Source organism: Streptomyces dioscori, from assembly GCF_003024195.1.
Classification (GTDB): Bacteria; Actinomycetota; Actinomycetes; order Streptomycetales; family Streptomycetaceae; genus Streptomyces; species Streptomyces dioscori.
Window position 1 is genome coordinate 22,361 of the sequence record NZ_KZ679050.1, and the last position, 26,018, is coordinate 48,378.

Below are 26,018 nucleotides of genomic sequence, written 5' to 3' on the forward strand. Positions count from 1 at the left end.
GTCGTTCACTCTTCCCGCGTCGTGTCATCGAGACCGGCGCCTTCGAGCGCCAGGGTGATCAGGCTTTCCGCGTCCATCACGTCGATGGAGAGTTCGTCGGTGGGGCCGTCGGCCGGAGCGGCTTCCCGCTCGTGTGCGCCGGCGAGTTCGAGGAGGCTGTCCAGCAGGCCCGCCTCGCGCAGCCGGTTCAGGGGGATGCTCCGCAGGATCCGCCGAACCGTCTCCTCACCGGCGTCGTTCCCGGCCGAGTCGGGCACCAGCTCCGCCGCCATGTGAGCAGCCAGGACGCGGGCGTTGGGGTAGTCGAACACCAGGGTCGGCGACAGACGCAGCCCGGTCGCCGAGTTGAGGCTGTTGCGCAGTTCGACCGCGCTGAGGGAGTCGAAGCCGAGCTCGCTGAAGGCCCGTTCCGGCTCGATCGCACGGTGGTCGCCGTGTCCGAGGACGGCGGCGGCATGGCTGCGGACCACGTCCAGCAGCAGCTCGTCGCGTTCGTCCGGCGGCACACCGTCCAGCCGTCGTACCAGCGCCGCGGCGGAGCCGGCTCCGGCATCGACGGTTCGCCGGGACGTCCTGCCCACGAGGCCCCTGAACAGGGGGGGCAGGTCTGCGCCCGCGGTGGCAAGGGCCGTGAGATCGAGCCGTACGGGCAACAGGGCCGCGTCTGCCAGCCTGCTCGCGGTGTCGAACAGGGCGAGGCCCTGGTCCGCGGAGAGTCCCTCCGCCCCGGACCGGGCGATCCGTTTGGCGTCGGCGTCGTCCAGCCGGGCAGCCATGCCTCCGCCGTCTGTGGCCCAGGGGCCCCAGGCGAGTGACTGGGCGGGCAGGCCGTTCGCCCGCCGGTGAACGGCCAACGCGTCCAAAAAGGCATTGGCAGCCGCGTAGTTGCCTTGACCGGGAGATCCGAGTACGCCCGCGGCCGACGAGAACAGCACGAACGCCGACAGACCCATGTCCCGCGTCAGTTCGTGCAGATACCAGGCCGCGTCCACCTTCGGACGCAACACCGCATCCACCCGCTCAGCCGTCAACGACGAGAGCACCCCGTCGTCCAACACCCCCGCGACATGCACCACACCCGACAACTCACGACCCGACACCAGCGCCGCGACCGCATCCCGGTCCGACACATCACAGGCCACGGCCTCGACCTCGGCGCCCAGTTCAGTAAGCTCCGCGCACAACTCCCGGGCTCCCGGCGCCTCCACACCACGACGACCCACCAACACCAGACGACGAATCCCGTGCCCGACAACAAGGTGCCGCGCCACCAGGCTCCCCAGCGCACCGAACGCACCCGTCACCAGAACAGCGCCCTCGCCGGAGACCAACGAGGCCGGCTCCTCCGTCTCCTCCGGCGCCTCCAAGGACACACGGCCCAACCGAGGGGCGTGCACGACGCCTCCGCGGAGCGCCATCTGCGGCTCACCGACAGCGGCTGCCACCACCACCTCGGCAAGGCCGGTATCCGCGTCGAGGTCGGCCAGCACGAACCGGCCGGGATTCTCCGACTGCGCCGACCGCACCAGACCCCACACCGCCGCACCCGCGAGGTCGCTGACATCCTCGTCGGCCACGGACACCGCGCCCGAGGTCACGATCAGCAGTTGCGACGCCGCGTAACGGTCCTCGGCCAGCCAGGCCCGTACGACGGCGAGCACCTCGTGGGTGGTCTCGTGGGTGGTCTCATGGGCCCCGCGAGCGGCGGTGGTGTTCGGGCCGCCGGCCACCGGGAGCACCACGATGTCCGGGACCACGTCATCGGGTTTCAGCGTGTCCCACCGCGCCCAGGCCGGTTCGTCGGCCCCCGGATCGTCAGTCCCCGGATCGTCGGCCCGCGTCCATGTGGTCGGCGCCCACTCCACCTTGAACAACGCTTCGTGGAACCGGCGGGATCCGGCGGCGGACGAGAGGTGTTCCGGAGTGATCTCCCGCAGCGCCAGTGACTCGACGGACGCCACCGGTCGCCCGGACATGTCGGTCACGCGAAACGACCGCGCGCCGGCTTTCGCGGGGGCCATGTGCACCCGCAGCGCCGTGGCACCGGAGGCGAACAGCTCCACACCCGACCAGGAGAACGGCAGGGCCACACCACGCTCACCAGCCACTCCGTCGACCGCCAAGGCGTGCAGAGCGGCATCCAGGAGTGCCGGATGCAGCCCGAAACCGTCCACCGACTCCGCATCGGGAAGCGCGACCTCCGCGAACACCTCTTCGCCGTGCCGCCATGCCGCCCGCAACCCCCGGAAGACCGGACCGTACTCCAGGCCCGCCTCCGCCAACCCGTCGTAGAGACCGTCCAGTTCGACCGGTACGGCGTCCATGGGCGGCCACCGCCGCAGGTCGAAAGCCGTGTCCGTGTCACCGTCGGCGGAGAGGGTGCCCAGTGCGTGGCGCGTCCACGGGGCGTCGCTGTCCGTGCGGGAGTACACCGACACCGGCCGCGGCCCGGGCGCACCGGTCACGCCGTCAGCGCCGATGACACCGGTGCCCCCTGCAGCCCCGACGATCACCTGGACCGAGACATGGCCGTCGGCCGGCAGGACGAGCGGTGCCTCCAGCGTCAGTTCCTCAAGCCGGCCGCAGTCCAGCTGGTCCCCGGCGCGGATCGCCAGCTCCACGAAGCCCGTGCCCGGGAACAGGGTGACTCCGCCCACCGTGTGGTGGGCCAGCCAGGGGTGCGCGTGGACCGACAAACGGCCCGTCAGGACGACGCCGCCCGACTCGGGCGACGAGACGACCGCGCCCAGGAGCGGATGCTCGGCCGACCCGAGTCCCATCGAGAGGGCGTCTCCGCCGATCCGCGAATCGACCAGCCAGTACTTCTGCCGTTGGAACGCGTAGGTGGGGAGATCAACGCGCCGGACACCACGCCCGTCGAACAACGCGCCCCAGTCGACCGCGACACCACCGGCGTGCATCGACCCGACCGCCGTCAACAACGTCGCGGACTCACCGTGCTCCCCACGCAGCGTCGGCACCACCAACACGTCGGCCCCGGCGTCGTCCACCAGCGCCCGCGTCATCGCGGTCAGAACTCCGTCCGGGCCCACCTCCACGAACCGGGTGACCCCCTGGTCCCGCAGCGCCTGGACTCCGTCGGCGAACCGGACCGCCTCGCGGACGTGCCGCACCCAGTAGTCAGGGTCCGCGACCTCCGCTGCTTTGACGGCATGGCCTGTCAGCGTGGAGACGATCGGCAGGGCGGGCTCGCTGTAGGTGATGCCCTCGGCCACCTCGCGGAAGGCGTCCAGCATCGGGTCCATGAGCGGGGAGTGGAAGGCGTGCGAGACACGCAGGCGACTCGTCTTACGACCCAGCGCGGCGAAGTGGTCCGCAATACGCGCGACTTGAGCCTCCGCACCGGACACCACCACCGACGTCGGGCCGTTGACCGCCGCGATCGCTGCGGCCGTGGTTTCCAGCAGCGGGGCTACTTCGTCCTCGCTCGCCTGGATCGCGGCCATCGCCCCACCCGAGGGCAGGGCCTGCATCAACCGCCCGCGCGCAGCCACCAACCTGGCCGCATCACCGAGCGAGAACACCCCGGCCACATGCGCGGCGGCAAGCTCACCGATCGAATGACCCGCCAGGAAGTCAGGCTGTACGCCCCACGCGTCCAGCAGCCGGAACAACGCCACCTCGACCGCGAACAACCCCGCCTGCGCGAACACCGTCCGATCCAGCAAATCCGACTCCGGCTCCGGCTCCGGCTCCGGCTCCGGCTCCGGCTCCGGCTCCGGCTCCGACCACATCACCTCACGCAGAGGTTGATCGAGGTGGTGGTCAAGGGCGGCACACACTTCGTCCAGCGCCGCCGCGAACACCGGGAACGACTCGTACAACCCCCGGCCCATACCGACCCGTTGCGCCCCCTGCCCCGAGAACAGGAACGCTGTCCGGCCGGATTTCGCCGTTCCCCGCACCACTCCGAGTCCAGAAACAGGGACAGGGACAGGGGCATCCTCGGCCAACTCGCACAGTCCGGCGAGCAGTTCGACGCGGTCCCGGCCGATCACCACCGCACGGTGGTCCATGGCAGGGCGCGACGTGGCCAGGGAGAACGCCACATCGGCAGCGTCCAGCTCCGGGTAAGCCGTGAGATACGACCGCAGTTTCTCCGCCTGCCCCCGCAATCCGTCGCCGGACCTCGCGGAGAGCACCCAGGGAACGAGCGGGAGTCCGTCCGTGGACGACTCGTCGCGCTCGGCCTCGGCTTCGACTTCGACGGGCGGCGGTGCCGCTTCGACGATGACGTGGGCGTTGGTGCCGCTGATCCCGAACGAGGAGATCCCCGCCCGCCGCGGACGGCCATCGGCCTGCGGCCACTCCCGCGCCTCGGTCAACAACTCCACATCACCCGACGCCCAGTCCACCTCCGGCGTCGGAGCATCCACGTGCAGTGTCCGGGGCAGCACACCGTGGTCCATGGCCTTGACCATCTTGATGATCCCCGCCACGCCGGCGGCGGCCTGCGTGTGCCCGATGTTCGACTTGATCGAGCCGAGCCACAACGGACCGCCCTCCGGACGATCCTGGCCATACGTCGCCAACAAGGCCTGCGCCTCGATCGGATCGCCCAGCGTCGTCCCCGTACCGTGCGCCTCAACCGCGTCCACGTCCGCCGCCGCCAGCCCGGCATTCGCCAACGCCTGTCGAATCACGCGGCGTTGGGAGGGCCCGTTCGGCGCGGTCAGCCCGTTGGAAGCCCCGTCCTGGTTGACCGCCGTACCCCGCACCACCGCCAGCACCGGATGACCGTTGGCCCGCGCGTCCGACAACCGCTCCACCAGCAGCATCCCCGCACCCTCACCCCACGAGGTGCCGTCCGCCGCGGCGGCAAAGGACTTCGCGCGCCCGTCCGGGGCCAGCCCCCGCTGACGGCTGAACTCGATGAACGTCTCCGGCGTCGCCATCACCGTCACGCCGCCGGCCAACGCCAGTGAGCACTCCCCCGACCGCAACGCCTGTATGGCCCAGTGCAGTGCGACCAGCGACGACGAGCACGCCGTGTCGACGGTGACCGCCGGACCCTCAAGACCCAGCGTGTACGAGATGCGTCCGGACGCGACCGAACCCGTACTGCTGTTGTGGGCGTAGTCGTGATACATCATCCCGGCGAAGACACCCGTCGGACTGCCCCGCAGCGACGACGGATCGATCCCCGCCCGCTCCAGCGCCTCCCAGGACACCTCCAACAGCAACCGCTGCTGCGGATCCATCAGCCAGGCCTCGTTGGGACTGATCCCGAAGAACGCAGGATCGAACCCGGCCGCGTCGTAGAGGAATCCGCCCTCGTTCACATAACTGGTGTGGGGCCGCGCCCCTTCGGGGTCGTAGAGCCGGTCGGTGTGCCAGCCGCGATCGGCGGGGAAGCCCGCCACCCCGTCGGCTCCGCGCGCGACCAGGTCCCAGAGGTCTTCCGGGGAGACGACGCCGCCGGGATAGCGGCACGCCATGCCCACGATCGCGATCGGCTCGTCGTCGACCGGGGCTCGCACGACGGTGGGCTTCCCGACGGTGCCGGCGGACGCGAAGCCCATGATCTCGTCCACCAGGTGCCGAGCCAGGGCCAGCGGCGTCGGGTGGTCGAACACCAACGTCGCCGGCAGCCGCAGCCCCGTCACCTGATTGAGCCGGTTGCGCTGCTCCACGGCCGACAGCGAGTCGAAGCCGAGGTCGCGGAAGGCCCGTTCCGGCTCGACGCGGCCCGGGTCGTCGTATCCGAGCACCGAAGCGGCCTGGACCCGGACGGTGTCCAGCATCATCGGTACGCGCTCGGCGCCTGGTAGCGCGGCGAGACGGGCCCGCAGGGCCGCCGCCGAGCCCCCTCCCCCTCCCCCTGCCCCGGCGGTGCGGCGCGAGCGTCCCGCCAGGGCGCGCAGCACGTGCGGGAGTGCGTCGCCCGCGGCGGCCAGGGCCCCGGTCTCCAGGCCAATCGGGATGAGCAGCGCATCGGCGGTCCGCAGGGCGGCGTCGAAGAGCCCGAGTCCCTGGTCGACGGTCAGCGCGCGCACCCCGGAGCGGCCCATCCGCTGGGCGTCGCCGTCGTCCAGGCGGCCGGACATGCCCGTGCCGGTGGCCCACAGGCCCCAAGCCAGCGACTGTCCCGGCAGGCCGTGCGCCCGCCGGTGGGCGATCAAGCCGTCCAGGTACGCGTTCGCCGCCGCGTAGTTCGCCTGCCCCGGCGCGCCCATCACACCGGCCGCGGAGGAGAACACCACGAACGCCGACAGATCCAGGTCGCGGGTCAGTTCGTGCAGGTGCCGGGCGCCCAGGGCCTTGGGGGCGAGCACCGAACGCATCCGCTCAGGAGTCAGGGACGTGATCACTCCGTCGTCCAGGAGCCCGGCCGCGTGGATCACGGCGGACAGGTTCCGATCGTCCAGCAACGCGGCCACCGCGGCACGGTCGGCCACGTCGCAGGCCACCACCTCGACCTCGGCGCCCAGTCCGCTCAGCTCCGTGCACAGCTCCGCCGCGCCCGGTGCCTGCCTGCCCCTGCGGCTGGTCAGCAGCAGGCTCCGTACCCCGTGGGCCGTCACCAGGTGGCGGGCCACCAGGGCGCCCAGCCCGCCGGTGCCGCCGGTGATCAGGACGGTCCCCGTGCCGAACGCCGGTGCCGCGTCGCCGGAGTCACCCGACTCGCCCGACTGGCCCAAGTCGGCCGGGACGGCCGCCCGTGTCATGCGTGGTACGTGTCCGGCCCCGGCCCGGATCACCACTTGGGGTTCGTCGGCGGCGACGGCTTCGGCGACCACACCCGCGAGGTCACCGGATTCGTCCACGTCGGCGAGCAGGAAGCGGCCCGGGTCCTCCGACTGGGCGGACCGGACCAGCCCCCATATCGCCGCGCCGGTCAGGCTCGGCACGTCTTCGCCGTCGAGTGCCACAGCGCCCGAGGTGACGAACAGGAGCCGCGAGGACGCGTACCGCTCGTGCGTCTGCCATGTCTGCAGGGCGGTGAGCGCGCGGTTCACCCCGTCGACGAGGTCGCCGTCCGTGACGGGCAGAACGACGACTTCCGGTACGTCGACCGGGTGGGGCACATCGGCTGCCCCAGCGGCCTCGGACACGTCGAGGGTGTCGGAGCTCGGCTCCCAGAGTTCCCAGGAAGGCCCGCCATTCTCCTTCACCGGGGTCGCCACCGGTGTCGCCAAGGGCCAGTCCAGGCGGTACAGGGAGTCGTGCGATGTCGGCGCGGAGACCGCCAGCTGCTCCGGCGAAACCGGCCGCGACAGCAGTGCGTCGACGGACAGCACCGGCTGCCCGTCCTCGCCGGCGAGCCGCAGGGAGACCCCGTCGGCTCCGGCCGGTGCCAGCCGCGCCCGGACGAACCGAGCGCCGGAGGCGAACAGCCGCACTCCGTTCCACGCGAACGGAAGCACCATCTCGCCCCGGCCCGTCCCGCCCTGGTTCGTCTCGTCCCGGCCCGTCCCACCGCGGCCCGTCCCGTCCCCGGCCACCAGGGCCGTGTGCAGGACCGCGTCCAGGAGTGCGGGATGCACACCGAATCGGCCTGCTTCACCCCAGCCGTCCTCGGGCAGGGCGACCTCGGCGAAGAGTTCGTCACCGCGCCGCCACACCGCCCGCAACCCCTGGAACAGCGGCCCGTAGTCGTAGCCCGCGGCGGCCAGCCGTTCGTACGGGCCGTCCAGCGCCAGCTCCGAGGCGCCCTCCGGCGGCCACGCCGTCAGACCGAAGTCGACGGCGGGCGCTGGGGCGGAGGCGGGCCCGTCGGTTGTCAGTACGCCGGTGGCGTGCCGGGTCCAGGGCCCGTCGGGCGGGCCCTCGCTCGGCCGCGAATGGATCCCGACCGGCCGACGACCCGCCTCGTCCTCCTCGTCCAACACGACCTGCACGGTGACACCGCCGTGCTCGGGCAGGACCAGGGGAGCCTGGAGCGTGAGTTCCTCCAGCGCCCCGCACCCCAGGTGGTCCCCGGCGCGGATCGCGAGCTCGACGAGCCCGCTGCCCGGGAACAGGATCCCGCCCAGCACGCGGTGGTCGGCCAGCCAGGGCCGGGTGCCGACCGACAGTCTGCCGGTGAGCACCGCGCCGCCCGAGTCCGGCAGTGTGAGGACGGCACTCAGCAGGGGGTGATCGGCGGGCAGCAGTCCCGCGCCGGACAGGTCACCCGACTCGGCCGCCCCCTCCACCCAGTACCGCTGTCGCTGGAACGCGTAGGTGGGCAACTCCGCCGCGGCGGGCGGGTTCTCGCCGTGCACCGCCCGCCAGGACACAGGTACTCCGCGCACATGGAGCTGCCCGACCGCGGCGACCAGGGTGACGCTCTCGGGTCGGCCGGGCCGCAGGACCGCCGTCGCGGTGACGTCGCCGCCCGCTTCCTCCAGGGCGGCTTGGGTCATCGCGGTCAGCACACCGTCCGGCCCCAGTTCCAGGAACCGGTTCACACCCGCGGCCCGCAGCGTCCGGACCCCCTCGTGGAAGCGCACCGTCTGCCGCACGTGCCGCACCCAGTAGCCGGCCGAGCCGAGGTCTTCCGGAGCCGACCCACCCGTCACGTTCGAGATGACCGGAATGACGGGCGTGCTGTACGTGACGCTCTCGGCCACCTCACGGAAGGCGTCCAGCATCGGGTCCATGAGCGGGGAATGGAACGCGTGCGAGACACGCAAGCGGCTCGTCTTGCGGCCCAGCTCGCTGAAGTGGGCCTCCACCAGGGCGACTTGTCCGTCCGCACCGGACACCACGACCGACGTCGGGCCGTTGACCGCCGCGATCGCCACCTCCGCGTCGCCCGCCTCCGTGCCGTCCAGCAGCGGAGCGACCTCGTCCTCACTCGCCTGGATGGCAGCCATCGCCCCACCCGGGGGCAGCGCCTGCATCAACCGCCCGCGCGCAGCCACCAACCTGGCCGCGTCACCGAGCGAGAACACCCCGGCCACATGCGCCGCCGCCAACTCACCGATCGAATGCCCCGCCACCAAGTCAGGGCGTACACCCCACGCTTCGAGCAGCCGGAACAACGCCACCTCGACCGCGAACAACCCCGCCTGCGCGAACACAGTCCGGTCCAACAGCTCCGGCTCCGGCTCCGACTCCGACTCCGACTCCGACCACATCACCTCACGCAGAGGCCGGTCCAGATGGGGGTCCAGAGCGGCACACACCTCGTCCAGCGCCGCCGCGAACACCGGGAACGACTCGTACAACTCCCGCCCCATACCGACCCGTTGCGACCCCTGCCCCGAAAACAGGAACGCCGTACGGCCGGAAGCCGCGGCTCCGCGTGCCGTGCCCGCCCCAGGGGTGTTCTCGATCAGCGAGTCCAGGCCCGACAGCAGTTCGTCGCGGTCGCGGCCGACCACGACCGCGCGGTGTTCCAGGAGCGCTCTCGTCGTGGTCAGCGCGTGGCTCACGCCCGCCGGGTCGAGGTCCGGCCGGGACAGCACGTGCGCGCGCAGCCGCTCCGCCTGCCCGAGCAGTCCGGGCTCGTCCCGTCCGGAGATCACCCACGAGAGGACCGGGGGCGGATTCGGCGCCGGTTCCCCGGCGTCGGCGGGGGCGGGGGCGGGTTCCGGTGCCGCCTCGACGATGACGTGGGCGTTGGTGCCGCTGACTCCGAACGAGGAGACCCCGGCGCGGCGCGGGCGGCCGTACTCCTCCCACTCCCGGGCCTCGGTCAGCAGTTCCACCTCGCCCGACGTCCAGTCCACCTCCGGGGTCGGCTCGTCGATGTGCAGGGTCCGGGGCAGGACACCGTGGTCCATGGCCTTGACCATCTTGATGATCGCGGCGACTCCGGCGGCGGCCTGGGTGTGCCCGATGTTCGACTTGATGGACCCGAGCCACAGCGGGCGCCCTTCGGGACGGTCCTGGCCGTACGTGGCCAGCAGCGCCTGGGCCTCGATCGGGTCGCCCAGCGTGGTACCGGTGCCGTGCGCCTCCACCGCGTCCACGTCCGCCGCCGTCAGTCCGGCGTTCGCCAACGCCTGCCGGATCACCCGGCGTTGGGACGGTCCGTTCGGTGCGGTGAGGCCGTTGGACGCGCCGTCCTGGTTGACCGCGGTGCCCCGCACGACGGCCAGGACCCGGTGGCCGTTGGCGCGTGCGTCCGACAGGCGCTCGACGAGGAGCATGCCCGCGCCTTCGGCCCAGGACGTTCCGTCGGCCGAGGCGGCGAAGGATTTCGCCCGCCCGTCGCGGGCGAGTCCGCGCTGCTCGCTGAACTCCACGAAGACGTCGGGGGCCGCCATCACCGCGACTCCGCCCGCCAGCGCCAGGGAGCATTCGCCCGAGCGGAGGGCCTGTACCGCGAGGTGCAGGGCGACCAGCGACGACGAGCACGCCGTGTCGACGGTGACCGCCGGGCCCTCCAGGCCGAACGTGTAGGAGATGCGGCCGGAGGCGACCGAGCCCGTGTTGCTGTTGTTCGCGTAGTCGTGGTACATCATCCCGGCGAACACGCCGGTCCGGCTGCCCCTCAGGGTCGTGGGGTCCATCCCGGCGCGTTCGACGGCCTCCCAGGAGACCTCCAGCAGCAGCCGCTGCTGCGGGTCCATCCAGCGGGCCTCGTTCGGGCTGATCCCGAAGAACCCGGGATCGAAGTCGGCGGCGTCGTGCAGGAAGCCGCCCTGGTCGACGTAACTGGTGCCGGGGCGGGCGCCCTCGGGGTCGTAGAGGCGCCGGACGTTCCAGCCCCGGTCGGCGGGGAAGGGTGTGATGCCGTCGGTCCCGTCCGCCACCAGGTCCCACAACTGGTCCGGTGTGGTGACGCCGCCCGGGTAGCGGCAGGCCATTCCCACGATCGCGACGGGGTCGTCGTCCACGGGGGTGCGTACCGCGACCGGCGCGGCGCCCGCCGTCTCGCCGAGGCCGGAGATCTCGTCCGTCAGGTACCGGGCCAGCACGGTCGGCGTCGGGTGGTCGAACACCAGGGTGGCGGGCAGCCGGAGGCCGGTCACCTGGTTCAGGCGTCCACGCAGCTCCACGGCGGACAGGGAGTCGAAGCCGAGTTCGCGGAAGGCGCGCTCGCTGTCGACCGCGTCCTGGTCGTCGAATCCGAGCACCGCCGCCGCCTGGGCGCGGACGATCTCCAGGACCGCCGCGCGGCGGTCGTCCTCGGGCAGTGGCGCGAGACGTTCGCGCAGCACCCCGGCGGCGGCCGGTCCGGACGCGGCACGGCGGCGTGCGCGACCGCCACCCAACCCCCTTAGGACGTGCGGCAGTTCACCGGAGGCGTCGGCCTGTACGGCGGCGTCCAGCGCGATCGGGACCAGAAGTGGTTCCGGCCGGGCGATGGCGGCGTCGAACAGCGCCAGGCCCTGCTCGACGGTGAGGGCGCGCACCCCGGAGCGTGCCATTCGGCGGACATCGCCGTGGTCCAGCCCGCCGGCCATACCGGTGCCCGTGGCCCACAGCCCCCATGCCAGGGACCTGCCGACCAGCCCCTGTGCGTGCCGGTGCTGGACCAGGCCGTCCAGGTACGCGTTCGCCGCCGCGTAGTTGCCCTGCCCGGGCGAGCCGAGCACGCCCGCGGCGGAGGAGAACACGACGAACGCCGACAGGTCCATGTCGCGGGTGAGTTCGTGCAGATACCGGGCGCCCAGGGCCTTGGGTGCCAGCACCGCGTCGAGGCGTTCCGGGGTCAGGGACGCGACCACGCCGTCGTCCAGGATGCCGGCCGCGTGGACGACCGCGGTCAGGGTGCGCCCGGCCAGCAGCGCGGCCAGGGCGGGCCGGTCGCCGACGTCGCAGGCGGCCACCTCGGCGTGCGCGCCCAGTGCGGCGAGTTCGGCCATGAGCTGTCCGGTGCCCGGCGCGTCCTCGCCGCGCCGGCTCGTCAGCAGCAGGTTCCGTACCCCGTGGGCCGTCACCAGGTGCCGGGCCAGCAGGGCTCCCAGTCCGCCGGTCCCGCCGGTGATCAGGACGGTGCCCGTGCCGAACGGCTCGTCGGGGTCGGGTACGGCCGGGCCCGGCACCTTCGCCAGCCGGGGCACGTGGGCCGTCCCGGCGCGTACGGCGGTCTGGGGTTCGCCCGGTGCCGGCGCGACGAGGCCCGCGAGGTCGTCGGGGGTGTCGGTGTCGACCAGGACGATCCGGTCGGGATCCTCGGACTGCGCCGAGCGGACCAGGCCCCACGCGGCGGCCGCCGCGGGATCGGTGACGTCCTCGCCGGCCACCGACACCGCGCCCGAGGTGACGATCAGCAGCCGGGATGCCGCGTACCGCTCGCCCGCCGTCCACGTCTGCAGCGCCGCGAGCACTTCGTGGGTGACGGCTCGTATCTCGCCGGCTCGTGTCCCGGAAGCCCGTATCCCGTCGGCCCGTGTCCTGGAGGTCCGTATCTCGTCGGCCCGTGTCCCAGAAGCCCGTGTCCCTCCCGATCGGACCCCGCCGGCCAGGACCGGCAGGACGACGACGTCGGGAACCGAGTCACCGACCTCGTCCCACGCGGCCCAGCTCGGACCGCCGGGCCGGCTCGGATCGCCGGGAGCCGTGGGGAGCGCCGCCGCGGGAGACCACTCCAGCCGGTACAGGAAGTCCGTGGGGGCCGGCGCGGTGACCGCGAGCCGCTCGGGCGACACGGGGCGGGACACCAGGGAGTCGACCGACGCGACGGGCCGCCCCGCGCCGTCGGCGATCCGCAGCGCCACACCGTCCGGTCCTGCCGGGCTCAGCCGGGCGCGGACCACCGGCGCCCCCGCCGCGAACAGCCGCACCCCGTTCCACGCGAAGGGCAGGACGAGGTCGTCGCCCGCGTCCCCGGAGACCGCGCTCGTGTGCAGGACGGCGTCCAGCAGCGCCGGATGCAGACCGAAGCGGGCGGCGTCGTCCCAGGCGTCCTCGGGCAGGGCTGCTTCGGCGAAGAGGTCGTCGCCGCGCCGCCACACGGCGCGCAGCCCCTGGAACAGGCGCCCGTAGCCGTAGCCGGTCGCGGCGAGCCGTTCGTACGCGTCGTCCACCGGGACGGCGGTCGCGCCGGGCGGCGGCCAGGCGGTGAGGTCGAAGGCCGGTGCGGCCGTGCCGGGGGTGAGCGTGCCGCCGGCGTGCCGGACCCACACCTCGTCGCCTGCCGTGCCGCCCGACCGGGAGTAGATCCCGACCGGGCGCCGGCCGGTGTCGTCCGCGCCCTCCACCACGACCTGGACGGTGACGCCGTCGTGGTCGGGCAGGACGAGCGGTGCGTGGAGGGTCAGTTCCTCGACCGTTCCGCAGCCGACGCGGTCGCCCGCCCGGACGGCCAGTTCGACGAACGCGGTCCCGGGGAACAGCACGGCTCCTGCGACCTTGTGGTCGGCGAGCCACGGCTGGGTGCCCGGGGACACACGTCCCGTGAGGACGGCTCCGCCCCCGTCCGGCAGGGTCACCGCGGCTCCCAGCAGCGGGTGTTCGACGGGCTGGAGGCCCACGGAGGTGACGTCCCCGGTGGTGCCGGTGCTCTCCAGCCAGTAGCGGCGGCGCTGGAACGCGTAGGTCGGCAGGTCGACGCGGGAGGCGGTGCCCAGCAGAGGCTGCCAGTCGACGGCGAGGCCGTGCACGTGCAGATGGCCGATTGCGGTGAGCAGTTCGGTGGCCTCGGGCCTGTCCCGGCGCAGGGTCGGGACGGTGAGCGCGGTGTCCCCGGCGGCGTCGAGGCAGGCGCGGGTCAGGGCGGTGAGGACGCCGTCCGGGCCCAGTTCGACGAAGCGGCCGACACCCGCCGCACGCAGCGTCCGTATACCGTCCTGGAATCGGACGGTCCGGCGGATATGGCGGGTCCAGTATTCCGGCGAGTCCAGTTCTTCGGCCGCCCGGCCGGTGACGTTCGAAATGACGGGGATCGTCGGAGGGAAATAGGAGAGCCCCGCCGCGATCTCCTGGAATTCGGCGAGCATCGGTTCCATGAGGGGCGAGTGGAAAGCGTGCGACACCCGCAGTCGGCTGGTTTTCCGTCCGAGTTCCTCGAAATGCCCGGTGATGCGGTGCACCGCTTCTTCGGAGCCGGAGACGACCACCGAGTCGGGTCCGTTGACCGCCGCGATGCCGGTGTCGGCGCCGAGTTGTGCGGCGACCTCGTCCTCGGCGGCCTGGACGGCGGCCATCGCGCCGCCCGCCGGGAGCGCCTGCATCAGCCGTCCGCGGGCGGCGACGAGCCTGGCCGCGTCCGCCAGGGAGAACACTCCGGCCACGTGGGCGGCGGCCAGTTCGCCGATCGAGTGGCCCGCGACGTGGTCGGGAACGACGCCTGCCGCTTCCAGGAGGCGGAACAGTGCCACCTCGACCGCGAAGAGACCGGCCTGGGTGTAGGACGTGCGGTCCAGCAGCCCGGATCCGGACCGGACGACCTGCGCCAGCGGCCGGTCGAGGTAGGGGACGAACTCGGCGCAGACGGCGTCGAAGGCGTCCGCGAACACGGGGAACGCGGCGTGCAGTTCCTGTCCCATGCCGGCCCGCTGCGAGCCCTGGCCGCTGAACAGGAACGCGGTCGGCTCCCCCGTCGCGGCGACGCCGCGCAGTACGCGCCCCCGCCCGTCGAGCGGTTCACCGGCCGGGTCGGCCAGCTCGTCCAGTCCGGCGAGCAGTTCGGCGCGGTTCCGTCCGACGACCACGCTCCGGTGCTCCAGCGCGGCACGGCCGGTCGCCAGCGAGTACGCCACGTCGTGGACGTCCGGTTCGGGGTGCGTACGCAGATGGGTGCGCAGTCGGGCGGCCTGGCCGCGCAGCGCGGTGTCGTCGCGCGCCGAGAGCGTCAGGGCGACGGCAGGGGGCCGGTGCGGCAACCGCTCACCGGCACGGGGGGCAAAGAGCGGTCCACCGGTGTCCGGGACGGCCGTCGGCTCACCGGTGTCCGGGGCCGGTGCCTGCTCAAGGATGACGTGGGCGTTGGTGCCGCTGATCCCGAACGAGGAGACGCCCGCCCGGCGCGGACGGTCCGTCGGCGGCCACTCCCGCTTCTCGGTGAGCAGCCGGACTCCGCCCGGTGACCAGTCCACATGGGGTGTCGGCTCGTCCACGTGCAGTGTCCTGGGCATCACACCGTGGCGCAGCGCCTGGACGGTCTTGATGATCCCCGCGACGCCCGCGGCGGCCTGCGCGTGCCCGATGTTCGACTTGACGGAGCCCAGCCACAGGGGCCGTTCCGCGGCGCGGTCCCGGCCGTAGGTGGCCAGCAGCGCCTGGGCCTCGATCGGGTCGCCCAGCACGGTTCCGGTGCCGTGCGCCTCCACGAGGTCCACGTCGTGGGTGCTCAGTCCGGCGCCGGCCAGGGCCTGTTCGATCACCCGCCGCTGCGACGGGCCGTTCGGCGCGGTCAGCCCGTTGGAGGCGCCGTCCTGGTTCACCGCCGAGCCGCGTACCACCGCCAGGACAGGGTGGCCGTTGGAGCGTGCGTCCGAGAGCCGCTCGACCAGCAGCATCCCGGCGCCCTCGCCCCACCCGGTGCCGTCCGCCGCGGACGCGAACGCCTTGACGCGGCCGTCGGGGGCGAGTCCGCGCTGGCGGCTGAACTCGATGAACGTCTCGGGGGTAGCCATCACGGTGACGCCACCGGCCAGCGCCAGGGAGCACTCCCCCGACCGCAGGGAGCGCATCGCCCAGTGCAGCGCCACCAGAGACGACGAGCACGCCGTGTCCACCGTCACCGCCGGCCCCTCCAGGCCCAGGGTGTAGGAGATGCGTCCCGACGCGATCGCTCCGGTACTGCTGTTGAACGCGTAGTCGTGGTAGTTGACGCCGGCGAAGACGCCGGTGCGGCTTCCGCGGTAGACGGACGGGTCGATGCCCGCCCGTTCGAACGCCTCCCACGAGATCTCCAGGAGCAGCCGCTGCTGGGGGTCCATCGTCAGCGCCTCGTTCGGCCCGATGCCGAAGAAGGCCGGGTCGAAGTCCCCCGCCTCGTGCAGGAAGCCGCCCCGGTCGACGTAGCTCTTGCCCGGGCGGCCCGGTTCGGGATCGAAGAGGTTCGCCACGTCCCAGCCGCGGTCCCGGGGCAGGCCGGAGAGTCCGTCCCGTTCCGCCGCGACCAGATCCCACAGTTCCTCGGGCGAGGCGACGCCGCCTGGAAAGCGGCACGCCATCCCCACGATCGCCACGGGTTCGCGCTCCCGCTCCTCGAACTCGGTGATACGGCGTCGCGCTTCGCGCAAATCCGTAGTCGTCCGCTTGAGATAGTCGAGGAGTTTTTCCTCTGTGCTCATCTCGGCCACCCCGCGCTTAATCGACCAGCTTTGGCGTCCACAATGGATCCGCACTCGAACGGCAATCAAAATGGACGCTAGCGAGCAGCCGCAGGGGCTCACCACCCTTACCCGCCCCTACCCCTGCGCCGCCCCGGCCTTCCGCGCGGACCCCTGTTCCCCGCGCGCGCCCCGCGGTCGCGGGTCCGGCGGCGAAGATCTCCATGGCACCGGGGCCGCGACTTCATGCAGTGCAACTTTCGGCCAGCGGACTCGCCGCTTCCCGGCCCTGCCCCGTCCATAGACTCACGCCGGGCAAGAGGAACATTTGTTCATACAGTTCACACGGAACGGGGCCGCTGTGAGGCTGATAGATCGCACCAAGGAACTGGCTGTGCTGGACTCGGCGCGTGCCGAGGCGTTGTCCGGGCGGACCCGGACCGTGCTCATCGAGGGCGCGGCGGGCTGCGGCAAGAGCTCGCTGCTCGCCGCCGTCGCCGAACGCGCCGCCGATCGGGCCGTCGTCCTGCACGCGGAGGGCACGGAATCGGAGAGCGGCCAGCCGATGGGGCTGCTGCGTCAACTGCTGGACGACGTTCCGGCCGACGGGCGGCCTCAGCTGCCCGACCCGGACGCGGGGCCGCCACGCCCCGAGTCGATGCGGGAGTTCTGCACGTGGCTGCACGGCTTCGCCGCGGCCGGCCCGGTCGTGTGCTCCATCGACGATCTGCACCACGCCGACGAGCTGTCACTGCAGTACCTGCGGTACTTCATCCGTCATGTGCGCTCCGCGCGCATCCTTCTCGTGGCGGCCGCCACACCGCAGCACGGGAGCGCCGACTCGTCACTGCAGTCCGAACTGCTGCGCAGTCCCGCCTCCCGGTACGTGAGGCTGCGCAGACTCAGCCGGCTGGGTGTCGCCAAGATGCTCGACGCCGATCCGGAACTGTCCCGGCAGCACGGCCTGGTGGAGGATCTGCACAACATCAGCGGCGGCAATCCGCTGCTGGTGCGCGCCCTGCTGGAGGACTGCCGCGCCGCGTGGCCCGACACCGCCGAGCCGCGAGCGCTGCGGCCGGTGACCGGGGGGCTGTTCGCGCACGCCGTGGACACCTGTCTGCGCCGTAGCGGTCGCGCCGCCCGCGAGGTGGCCGCCGCCTTCACCGTCCTGGGGGGTCTCGGGACCCCCGAGCGGTCCGCGGAACTGCTCGGCATCAGTGTCTCGGCGGCGGCGCGCGGCATAGCGGCGCTCACCTCCGCCGGCATCCTCGACGGATGCGGTTTCCGGCATCCGGCGGCCCGTGCGGCCGTCCTCGACGACTTCACCTCGGCGGAACAGGCCGGGCTGCACCGCAGGGTCGCCCGGCTGCTGCACGACACGGAGCCGCACTCGACGGCCGTGACAGGGCATCTGCTCGCCTCGGCGCAGGCCGACATCCCCTGGTCCGAGACGCCGTGGGCGACGGACATGCTGCGCGATCACGCCGAGCGGCTGCTCGCCCGGGACGAGCCGAGGCAGGCGGCGGCGGCGCTGCGACTGGCGTACGAGGCGTGCTCCGACGAGCGGATCCGGATCGACATCACCACCCGGCTGTCCACGGTGCTGTGGCGTTTCGATCCGAGGAGGGCCGAGGGCCTCCTCTCCTCCTCTCTCGACATCGCGGAGGGCGGCGCGCCGACCGGCCCGCAGCTGGGGTCGGTCGCCCATGTGCTGGCCTGCCAGGGCCGGGTGGCCGAGGCCGCCGGGATCAACGACCGGATCGCCGAGTCGGCGAACAGGACGGGTGACACGAGTCTGCAGCTCCCGGAGCTGCCGGGCAGCCGGGTGCTCACCTCGTACTGGGACGTGCCGGACGCCGCGGACCGCAGCGCGGGGACGGCGGCGGAGCGGGTGCTGGAGCAGTCGGTCCTCACCGACACGACCCTGCACGCGCTCCAACAGGCGGTCCGTGCCCTCGCCCATTCCGCGCAGCCCGAGCGGGCCGCCCACTGGAGCCAGAGCCTGGCCGAGGAGGCCGAGCGCCGTGCGGCTCCGGGGTGGCAGGCCCTGTTCACCACCCTCCACGCGGAGGTGCTGCTGCGGCTCGGTGATCTGCGGGGGGCCGAACTGCAGGCCGCCGCCGCCCTGGACGTCCTGCCGGAACCGACGTCGGGCGCCTTCGCCTCGGCGCCGACCGCGGTGCTCATCCGGGCGCACACCAGGACCGGGCAGTTCGCCGCCGCGGCGGACCGGCTGAACCGGCCCGCCGACGACCAGCTGTTCGACAGCATCCACGGGCCCGGCCATCTGCGTGCCCGGGGGCTGTACCACCTGGCCACCGATCAGTTCCATCTGGCTCTGGGCGACTTCATCGAGGCCGGCCGGCTGCTGAAGCGCTGGCATCTGGACCGGCCCGTCGTGCTGCCCTGGCGCACGGACGCGGCCGAGGCTCTGCTGCGGCTCGGTGAGGTGCAGCAGGCGGAGCGGCTCATACAGCGCCAGCTCGCCTCTCCCGACGCCCGCCATCCGTGGGTACGCGGAATCTCTTTGCGCACGCATGCGAGGACCGTGCCCCAGGAGGAGCGCCCCGCGCTGCTCGGTCAGGCCGTCGAGGAGCTGCGGCGGTCCGGGGACCGGGTCGAACTGGCCCAGGCGCTCGGCGACCTCGGCAGGGCCCTGCAGTCGGTCGGCGAGGCCACCCGGGCCAACACGATGACCCGGCGCGCCTGGAACCTCGCGCACATCTGCGGGGCCAGGCCGCTGTGCGAGGAGACGATTCCCGGCAGGGCGTCCCGGGACCTCACGCGTGAGCGGACCCTGATCCCGGCGACCACCGCGGTCGACTCGAAGCTCAGCGGCTCGGAGCAGCGGGTCGCCGCGCTCGCGGCACAGGGCTATACGAATCGTGAGATCTCGCTGCGGCTCTACATCACCGTGAGCACGGTGGAGCAGCATCTCACCAAGGTCTACCGGAAACTCAAGATCACCCGGCGGCAGGATCTTCCCGTGGATCTCCAACTGGCTTCCGCACAGGGGTCCTGAGAACCGCGTCCACCCGGGGCGGGAGGCCGGCCGCGGTTTTCCACCGATTCTTTGCCTTGGCACGGGTGACAATCGAGTTCGTCATTCATGTCGGCCCAGCGCGCAGGCTTTTTGCACCCGGTCACTAATTACTGTCGCAATAGTCGAGGAACGTTTCACGTGCGGGGCGGCGCCCTGGTTCCGGACGCCGCCCACGCCGCGTCCGCCCACCCCGGCCGGACACGGCAGTGGCCCCTCCCCGCGAAGGGGAGGGGCCACTGTCACTTACGTCAACTACGTGCGCGCGGCCAGCCGTTGTCGTCGGACGGGCCGCGGACGCTATCCTCCGCGCCCACGCTCCGCCTCTCCGGACCCACTGCCGCGGGAGCGGATCCCGCCGACAGTTCGCCCGAAATGATGCTTCTCATCACGAAGAGCCCCATGCATCCCCCATTGGTGACGATTTGGTTTCTGCAGCAGAGAAGCGTCGTGCGTCGTCATCGCTTCCCACCCCCCCTTCGAGTGACGAGATCCAGGATGCCCGACTCCGGCGCTCCCCCCAAGTCAGCTCCGCTGGCGTAAAGTTGCATGGCAACAACTGAAGTCAGCACGGGGGAGAAGGACTGCATGGGAGGAATCAACGGCTCCACGCCGGAGTTCGCCGAACTGGACCACTCAAGCGCCAACGCCTATCGACATGCAATTCGGCGCGGTCAGTTCGTGCGAGAAGAAATAGCCGATGAATTACAGGTGTCCAGCACGGAAGTGTCCCGGATCGAGGGTGTACTGCGCCATCTGCGGCTGCTGCGGCCGCTGCCCGGCGCCCCTGACCGGCTGGCCCCCGTGAGTCCGGACGCCGCCGCCGCGGAGCTGCTGGGCTCCTCCGAGTGGCAGATACGCGAACTGCAACAGGCGGTCAGCGAAGTCCGCAGCCGGATGCTTTCCCTGATGCCGACCTATTTCGAGGGTCGCCGCCAGCGCAATCAGATGGAAGCCTTCGACCTCATCACGGACGTCGACACCATTCGCGCGCTCCTCGACGAGCATCTGCTCCGCGCGCGCGCCGAAATGTTGACTGTTCAACCTGGAGGAGCCCGCCCACCCGAAGTCCTCGACACCGTCCGGAATTCAAATGTCGCCGCGCTGGACCGGGGTGTCCGAATGCGCACCCTCTACCAGCACACGGCACGCAGCGATCTGGTCACCAGCGCCTATGTCTCCGAAGTCACCGCCAAAGGCGCCGAGATACGCACCACCGACGAACTCATCGACAGACTGATCATCTACGACCGCGAAGTCGCCTTCCTGCCCGAGCAGAACCTGCCCGACCCGGGGCGCGGCGCGGTGATCATAAGAGAGCCCAATCTGGTCGCCTTCATGTGCTCGGTGTTCGATCACATGTGGCAGGGCGCTCTCCCCTTCGAGCCCGGCACCAGCGCCCCCGAGCCGCTCGCCGACGAGGTCAAGGCATCGATCCTGCGGCTCATGGCCAACGGCTACAAGGACGAGATGGTGGCGCGGCGGCTCGGTATGTCCGTCCGCACCTGTCGTCGGCACATCGCCGAGATCACCGAGGAGCTGAAGGCCACCAGCCGCTTCCAGGCCGGGGTCAACGCCACGCTGTCCGGGCTGGTCCAGCCCACTTCGGAGAACTAGCCCCCTCGCGGGCGAGAGCCGCCCGCGTACCGTCGAAACCCGCGTCGTACACGGCGGCGCCCACGCAGTGGCCGTTGGGCAGCAGGAAGGTACGGAACGCCCACTCGGCACCGGTGCCGGGCGTTCCGTCGGGCCTGTGCACCTCCATGGGCTTGCCGTCGGGGCCGAACCCGAACTCCGTGAACCGGAGTCGCCGCTCGGCCCCGATGGCCTTGCCGTAGGCCTCCTTGAGTGTTCGCAGCCGCACCAGCGTCGGATTGCGCTCCGCCTCCGGCAGATTGGCGAGCGAGATCAGCTCGTACGGCGTGCACACGTGCCTGCTCACACCCGGTCCTGACAGCTCCCGGTCGGCGCGCTCCGAGTCCACGCCGATCAGACCGGTGGTGGTGAGTCCCACCAGCAGCCGGTCCTCGGCGTGACTCAGACTGATGTCCACCTGGTCGCAGCCGCGCAGATACGGGCGTCCGGCCGGCCCGTAGCCGAGTTCCAGGTTCTCGGGGTCACCGCACGGCATCACGCCCGCCGCGTGCTTCAGCAGCAGGCGTCCGGCGACGTGCCGGACCCGGGTCTCGGGGCGGGCGAGGTCGAGATGGCGGGACCAGTCCCGGCCCAGCAGGCGGCGCATCTCCGGAACGTCCTCCGGCTGGGGGCACCAGTCGGCCAGCCGTGTGTGCACCAGGGCGGTCCCGCACTGCCGGAGATCCTGGACGACCCGCTCCCAGCCGTCGTCCCGGTCCAGGACCTCGACGGGTTCACGGAGCGGGGGACCCACGGTCGAGTCCCCCGGAAGCGTCATAACGCGTCCCAGGAACACACCCAGCCCGTACAGCCGCCCCGTACCGAACGCGAGTGCCTGCCCAACGCCGTCTCCCGCCTCACGACAGGGCGCCCTCTCCGGACAACGAGGACACCGCCCACGCTACGAAGCCCGCACGTACGTCAAAGCCCTTATGAGACCAGTCGACACCCCTGCGGCACAAGAAGAGGATCCTCCGCGACCGGTCGAATTGCCGATTCCACGAACCAGCGCCCACTGCCGTTCCTGCCGTCTCCCCGTCTCCCCGTCTCCCCGGAAATCGCTCAACCATTGAATCGATCTGCGGAGCATCGGAGCACTGATCAGTGAAGCACGGGCCCGTTCGGCCACGAGGGCGGCACAACACCGCACTTAATGCCGTGCAAGTTGTGGCCAGGAACACGGACATCCCGGCCGTGAACAGCGCACTCGACGGTGCAATCGACGGTTCGATCCGGAATGCGGATACGCGAAAAGGGCCCCGCAGGCTCTCGCCTGCGAAGACCCTTCGCATCGTCGGGACGACAGGATTTGAACCTGCGACCCCTTGACCCCCAGTCAAGTGCGCTACCAAGCTGCGCCACGTCCCGATGCGTATCGCCGCGGTGAACCGCGTGATCGCGCGAACAGAACCTTACCGCACACGGAGGGGTGCCTCGAAGACGGCGAGTAGGGCGAGCGGGGCGAGAAGGGGGAGACAATCGGTGCATGAGCAACACCTCTGGTGACACTTCTGGCGACTCCTCCGGCGACCGGCGGGACCGGGACACGGAGGGCCGGGCACGCAACGCCCGGCCCCGGGACGGGCTCGGGCGGCCCCTGCCGTACGGGGTGGACGGCGTGGAGCGGCAGCCCGAGGGGGTGGTGCGCGCCCCCGAGGACACCGTCACCGAGGCCCAGGCTCTGCTGGCGGCGGGAAAGCCGTTCCACGCGCACGAGGTCTTCGAGGACGCCTGGAAGTCGGGCCCCGACGAGGAGCGCGCCCTGTGGCGGGGGCTCGCCCAGCTCGCGGTCGGGCTCACGCACGCGGCCCGGGGGAACGTGACGGGCGGAGCACGGCTGCTGCGGCGGGGGGCCGGCGCGGTCGAGGAGTGGGGCACGGCTGCCGGCAGCCCGCGTCCGTACGGTATCGGGCTGACCGAACTCGCCTCCTGGGCACGTGAGTTGGCAGATGTCGTGGAGCGGGACGAAGCCGCCGTGGACGCGTCGGCGTGGGCGCCGCGGTTGCGCGGCGGCGACTCGTAGGACACCTGCGGGCGGGCGTGCCGACCGGGGCGGTGCCGCCGTACGGCAGACTCGGGATGTGCGAAAGATTCATGTCATCGGCATCGGCGCGGGCGACCCCGACCAACTGACCCTCCAGGCGGTCAAGGCGCTGAGGGACACCGAGGTGTTCTTCATCCTGGACAAGGGCGAGGTGAAGGCGGACCTCGTGCGGCTGCGCCGCGACATTCTCGGCACGCATCTGCCGCAGGGGACGTACCGGACGGTGGAGGCGCGTGACCCCGAGCGCGACCGTACGGCGGAGGGCGCCGGCTACTCCCCCGCCGTCGGGGACTGGCGCAGCGCCCGGGCCGGCGTCTTCGAACGGCTGATCGCCGGGGAACTGGGCGAGGACGGGACCGGGGCGTTCCTCGTCTGGGGCGACCCCTCGCTGTACGACAGCACGCTGGGCGTCCTGGAGGAGGTCCTGGAGCGGGGTGCCGTGGCCTTCGAGTACGACGTCGTGCCGGGCATCAGCAGCGTCTCGTCCCTCGCCGCCCGTCACCGCACCGGCCTCAACCGGGTGGCGCGTCCCGTACAGATCACCACGGGCCGCCGGCTCGCCGAGGGCCTGCCCGAGGGCGTCGACGACGTGGTCGTCATGCTGGACGCCCACCAGACGTTCCAGCGGTACGCCGACACGGGCGAGGACATCGACATCTACTGGGGCGCCTATCTGGGCACCCCGGACGAGATTCTCGTCTCGGGGCCCCTCGCCGAGACGGCGCCGCACATCATCGAGGTCCGCGCGCAGGCCCGCGAGCACAAGGGCTGGATCATGGACACGTATCTGCTGCGCAGGCGCCCCCGGGACGAGGGCGCTTCCGGGCCGGGCTGATCCAGGGCCCCCGCCGTCCCACGACAGCGCCCCGCACCGGGCGCGGACCGCCCCGCACACGTCGGCACCCCGTGCGGACCGCCCCGCATGCACACCCCACGGGCCGGTGTGAAGCTGACCGGTGTGACGACCATCGACACCGCCGGAGCCCCCGCCGGACCGCCCGCCGCCGAAGCGCCCGCCACGCAGCCGCCCGTGCTGGACAAGCGGCGCCGCAACGTCGTCTTCGTGACGATCATGCTCGGCATGCTGCTGGCCGCGCTGGACCAGACGATCGTGGGGACCGCCCTGCCCACGATCGTGTCGGACCTCGGCGGCGCGGAGCACATGTCGTGGGTGGTCACCAGCTATCTGCTGGCGGAGACCGTCGCCACGGTGCTCGTCGGCAAGTTCGGTGACCTGTTCGGCCGCAAGCTCGTCTTCCAGGCGTCGGCGATCATCTTCATCACCGGCTCGTTCCTGTGCGGCCTCTCCTCGAACATGCTCCTGCTGATCTCCTGGCGGGCCATGCAGGGCATCGGCGCGGGCGGTCTGATGGTCACCGCGATGGCCCTGATCGCCGACGTCATCCCACTGCGCGAGCGCGGCAAGTACCAGGGTGCGATCGGCGCGGTGTTCGGTGTCGCCACCGTGATCGGACCGCTGCTCGGCGGCCTCTTCACGGACCACCTCACCTGGCGCTGGGCGTTCTACGTCAACGTGCCCATCGCGATCCTCGTCGTGGTGGCCGCGGCCCGCACCATCCCGGTGGTGAAGTCGCCCTCCCGGCCGGTCATCGACTATCTGGGCATCGCCCTGGTGGCGATCGGCGCCAGCGCCCTGATCCTGGCGACGAGCTGGGGCGGCAACGAGTACGCCTGGGGCTCGCCCACCATCATCGGCCTCTTCGCGGGCGGTGTCGTCGCCCTCGCCGGCTTCTGCTGGGTGGAGACCCGCGCCGCCGAACCCATGCTGCCGATGCGCCTGTTCGGCAACCCGGTCTTCACGGTCTGCTCGATCCTCAGCTTCATCGTGGGCTTCGCGATGCTCGGCGCGATGACGTTCCTGCCGACGTATCTGCAGTACGTGGACGGCGACTCCGCGACGATCTCCGGCGTACGTACGCTGCCCATGGTCGTCGGGCTACTCATCGCGTCGGTCTTCAGCGGCAACGTGATCAGCAAGACCGGCCACTACCGGGTCTTCCCCATCGTCGGCTCGCTGGTGATGGGCGTCGGGCTCTATCTGCTCTCCCTGATGAACAGCGGCACCAGCACCTGGCTCTCCTCGCTGTACATGTTCGTGCTCGGGGCGGGGATCGGGCTGTGCATGCAGGTCCTCACCATCGCCGTGCAGAACACCGTCGAATACACCGACCTCGGCACCGCGACGTCCGGCGTCACCTTCTTCCGTACGCTCGGCAGTTCCTTCGGGACCGCGGTCTTCGGCACGATCTACGCCAACACGCTGAAGCCGAACCTGGCGGACGGGGTCGCCGAGGCGGCCCGGACGAGCGGGACCGATCCCGGGACGCTCGCCAAGGCGGCGACCAGCCCGGAGGGGCTGCACGATCTGCCGTCGGCGACCGCCGCGCCGCTCGTCAAGGCGTACGCGGAGACGCTGCAGACCGTCTTCCTGTGGACCGTGCCCGTGGCGGCGCTCGGTTTCCTGGTCTCCCTGTTCCTCAAGCAGGTGCAGCTGCGCGACAGCGCGCGGATGGGGTCGACCGACATGGGCGAGGGGTTCGCGACGCCGTCGGCGGCCGACAACCGGCAACGGCTGGAAGCCACGGTCGGGAAGATCCTCGGCGGTACCGGGACCGACACCATGCGCCGGATCGTCGTCGCGGCGGACACCCGGCTGGACCTCGCGGGGGCCTGGGCCGTGATGCAGGTCGAGATGTTCACCCGGATGGTCGGTCATGCGAACCTGTCGCTGATCGCCGCGCGTCGGCGGGTGCCGCCGGAGGTGCTGGTGCCGGTCTTCCAGCGGATGGTGGACGAGGGGTACCTGACGCGTGAGGGCAACCTCTTCTCCCACACCGAGGCGGGGGCGCGCGAAGCGCGGGTCATCGGCGCGGCGTGGGGGCGCTGGCTCTCCGACCGCGTCGAGCAGGACCTCGGCCGTCCCTCGGGGGCGGAGCTTCGGGTCGCCGTCGACAGCATCGCGAAGCGGCTGCTGGTGGAGGACCTGACGGACGGGGCGTCGGTCCCGGCCCCGTAAGGGGCGCGGGGAACTGCGCGGCCCGCCCCCACTCAGCCGCAGTCGAGAACCGGGCCGGACCTGCCCCTTCACCGCGCATGCCCACTGCAGGTGCGTCGTGGCTGGCCGCGCAGTTCCCCGCGCCCCTTACGGGGCTCACCC

General features: G+C 71.8%; 7 protein-coding genes and 1 tRNA gene. 5 read left to right on the forward strand and 3 right to left on the reverse strand.

Annotated features, from left to right (window positions below; all coding sequences use genetic code 11):
• Nucleotides 1–5 precede the first annotated feature (5 nt).
• Nucleotides 6–16,142 carry a type I polyketide synthase gene (locus C6Y14_RS29435; protein ID WP_107020096.1) on the reverse strand — a complete coding sequence of 5,379 codons (16,137 nt, stop codon included), beginning with the start codon at nucleotides 16,140–16,142 and terminating at the stop codon, nucleotides 6–8.
• Between the two features lie 340 nt (nucleotides 16,143–16,482).
• Here C6Y14_RS29435 and C6Y14_RS29440 point away from each other — a divergent pair, with 340 nt between their 5' ends.
• Complete coding sequence (locus C6Y14_RS29440) at nucleotides 16,483–19,143, forward strand: AAA family ATPase (RefSeq protein ID WP_159074334.1); 2,661 nt, start codon at nucleotides 16,483–16,485, stop codon at nucleotides 19,141–19,143.
• 606 nt (nucleotides 19,144–19,749) lie between these two features.
• Nucleotides 19,750–20,778 (forward strand): LuxR C-terminal-related transcriptional regulator, encoded by a 1,029-nt coding sequence (locus C6Y14_RS29445; protein WP_107019897.1) that lies wholly within the window; start codon nucleotides 19,750–19,752, stop codon nucleotides 20,776–20,778.
• Here the strand turns inward: C6Y14_RS29445 and C6Y14_RS29450 are convergent.
• Together C6Y14_RS29450 and C6Y14_RS29455 are read right to left on the reverse strand one after the other, a co-directional pair.
• Nucleotides 20,732–21,574, reverse strand: a complete 843-nt coding sequence (locus tag C6Y14_RS29450; protein ID WP_107019898.1) for a 4'-phosphopantetheinyl transferase family protein — start codon at nucleotides 21,572–21,574, stop codon at nucleotides 20,732–20,734. The two genes, C6Y14_RS29445 and C6Y14_RS29450, sit on opposite strands and share 47 nt — an antisense overlap.
• Nucleotides 21,575–22,090: 516 nt before the next feature.
• A tRNA-Pro gene (locus C6Y14_RS29455) sits at nucleotides 22,091–22,164 on the reverse strand.
• A gap of 118 nt (nucleotides 22,165–22,282) precedes the next feature.
• Between C6Y14_RS29455 and C6Y14_RS29460 the strand changes: the two genes are divergently transcribed.
• The 3 genes from C6Y14_RS29460 (at nucleotide 22,283) to C6Y14_RS29470 (ending at nucleotide 25,877) form a co-directional block, all read left to right on the forward strand.
• Nucleotides 22,283–22,819: a DUF309 domain-containing protein gene (locus C6Y14_RS29460; protein WP_107019899.1), complete on the forward strand. Its 537-nt coding sequence runs from the start codon at nucleotides 22,283–22,285 to the stop codon at nucleotides 22,817–22,819.
• A gap of 58 nt (nucleotides 22,820–22,877) precedes the next feature.
• Nucleotides 22,878–23,675, forward strand: coding sequence for a precorrin-6A synthase (deacetylating) (gene cobF, locus C6Y14_RS29465; protein WP_107019900.1), 798 nt, complete (start codon nucleotides 22,878–22,880; stop codon nucleotides 23,673–23,675).
• Between the two features lie 87 nt (nucleotides 23,676–23,762).
• Nucleotides 23,763–25,877, forward strand: coding sequence for an MDR family MFS transporter (locus C6Y14_RS29470; protein ID WP_107019901.1), 2,115 nt, complete (start codon nucleotides 23,763–23,765; stop codon nucleotides 25,875–25,877).
• Nucleotides 25,878–26,018 lie beyond the last annotated feature (141 nt).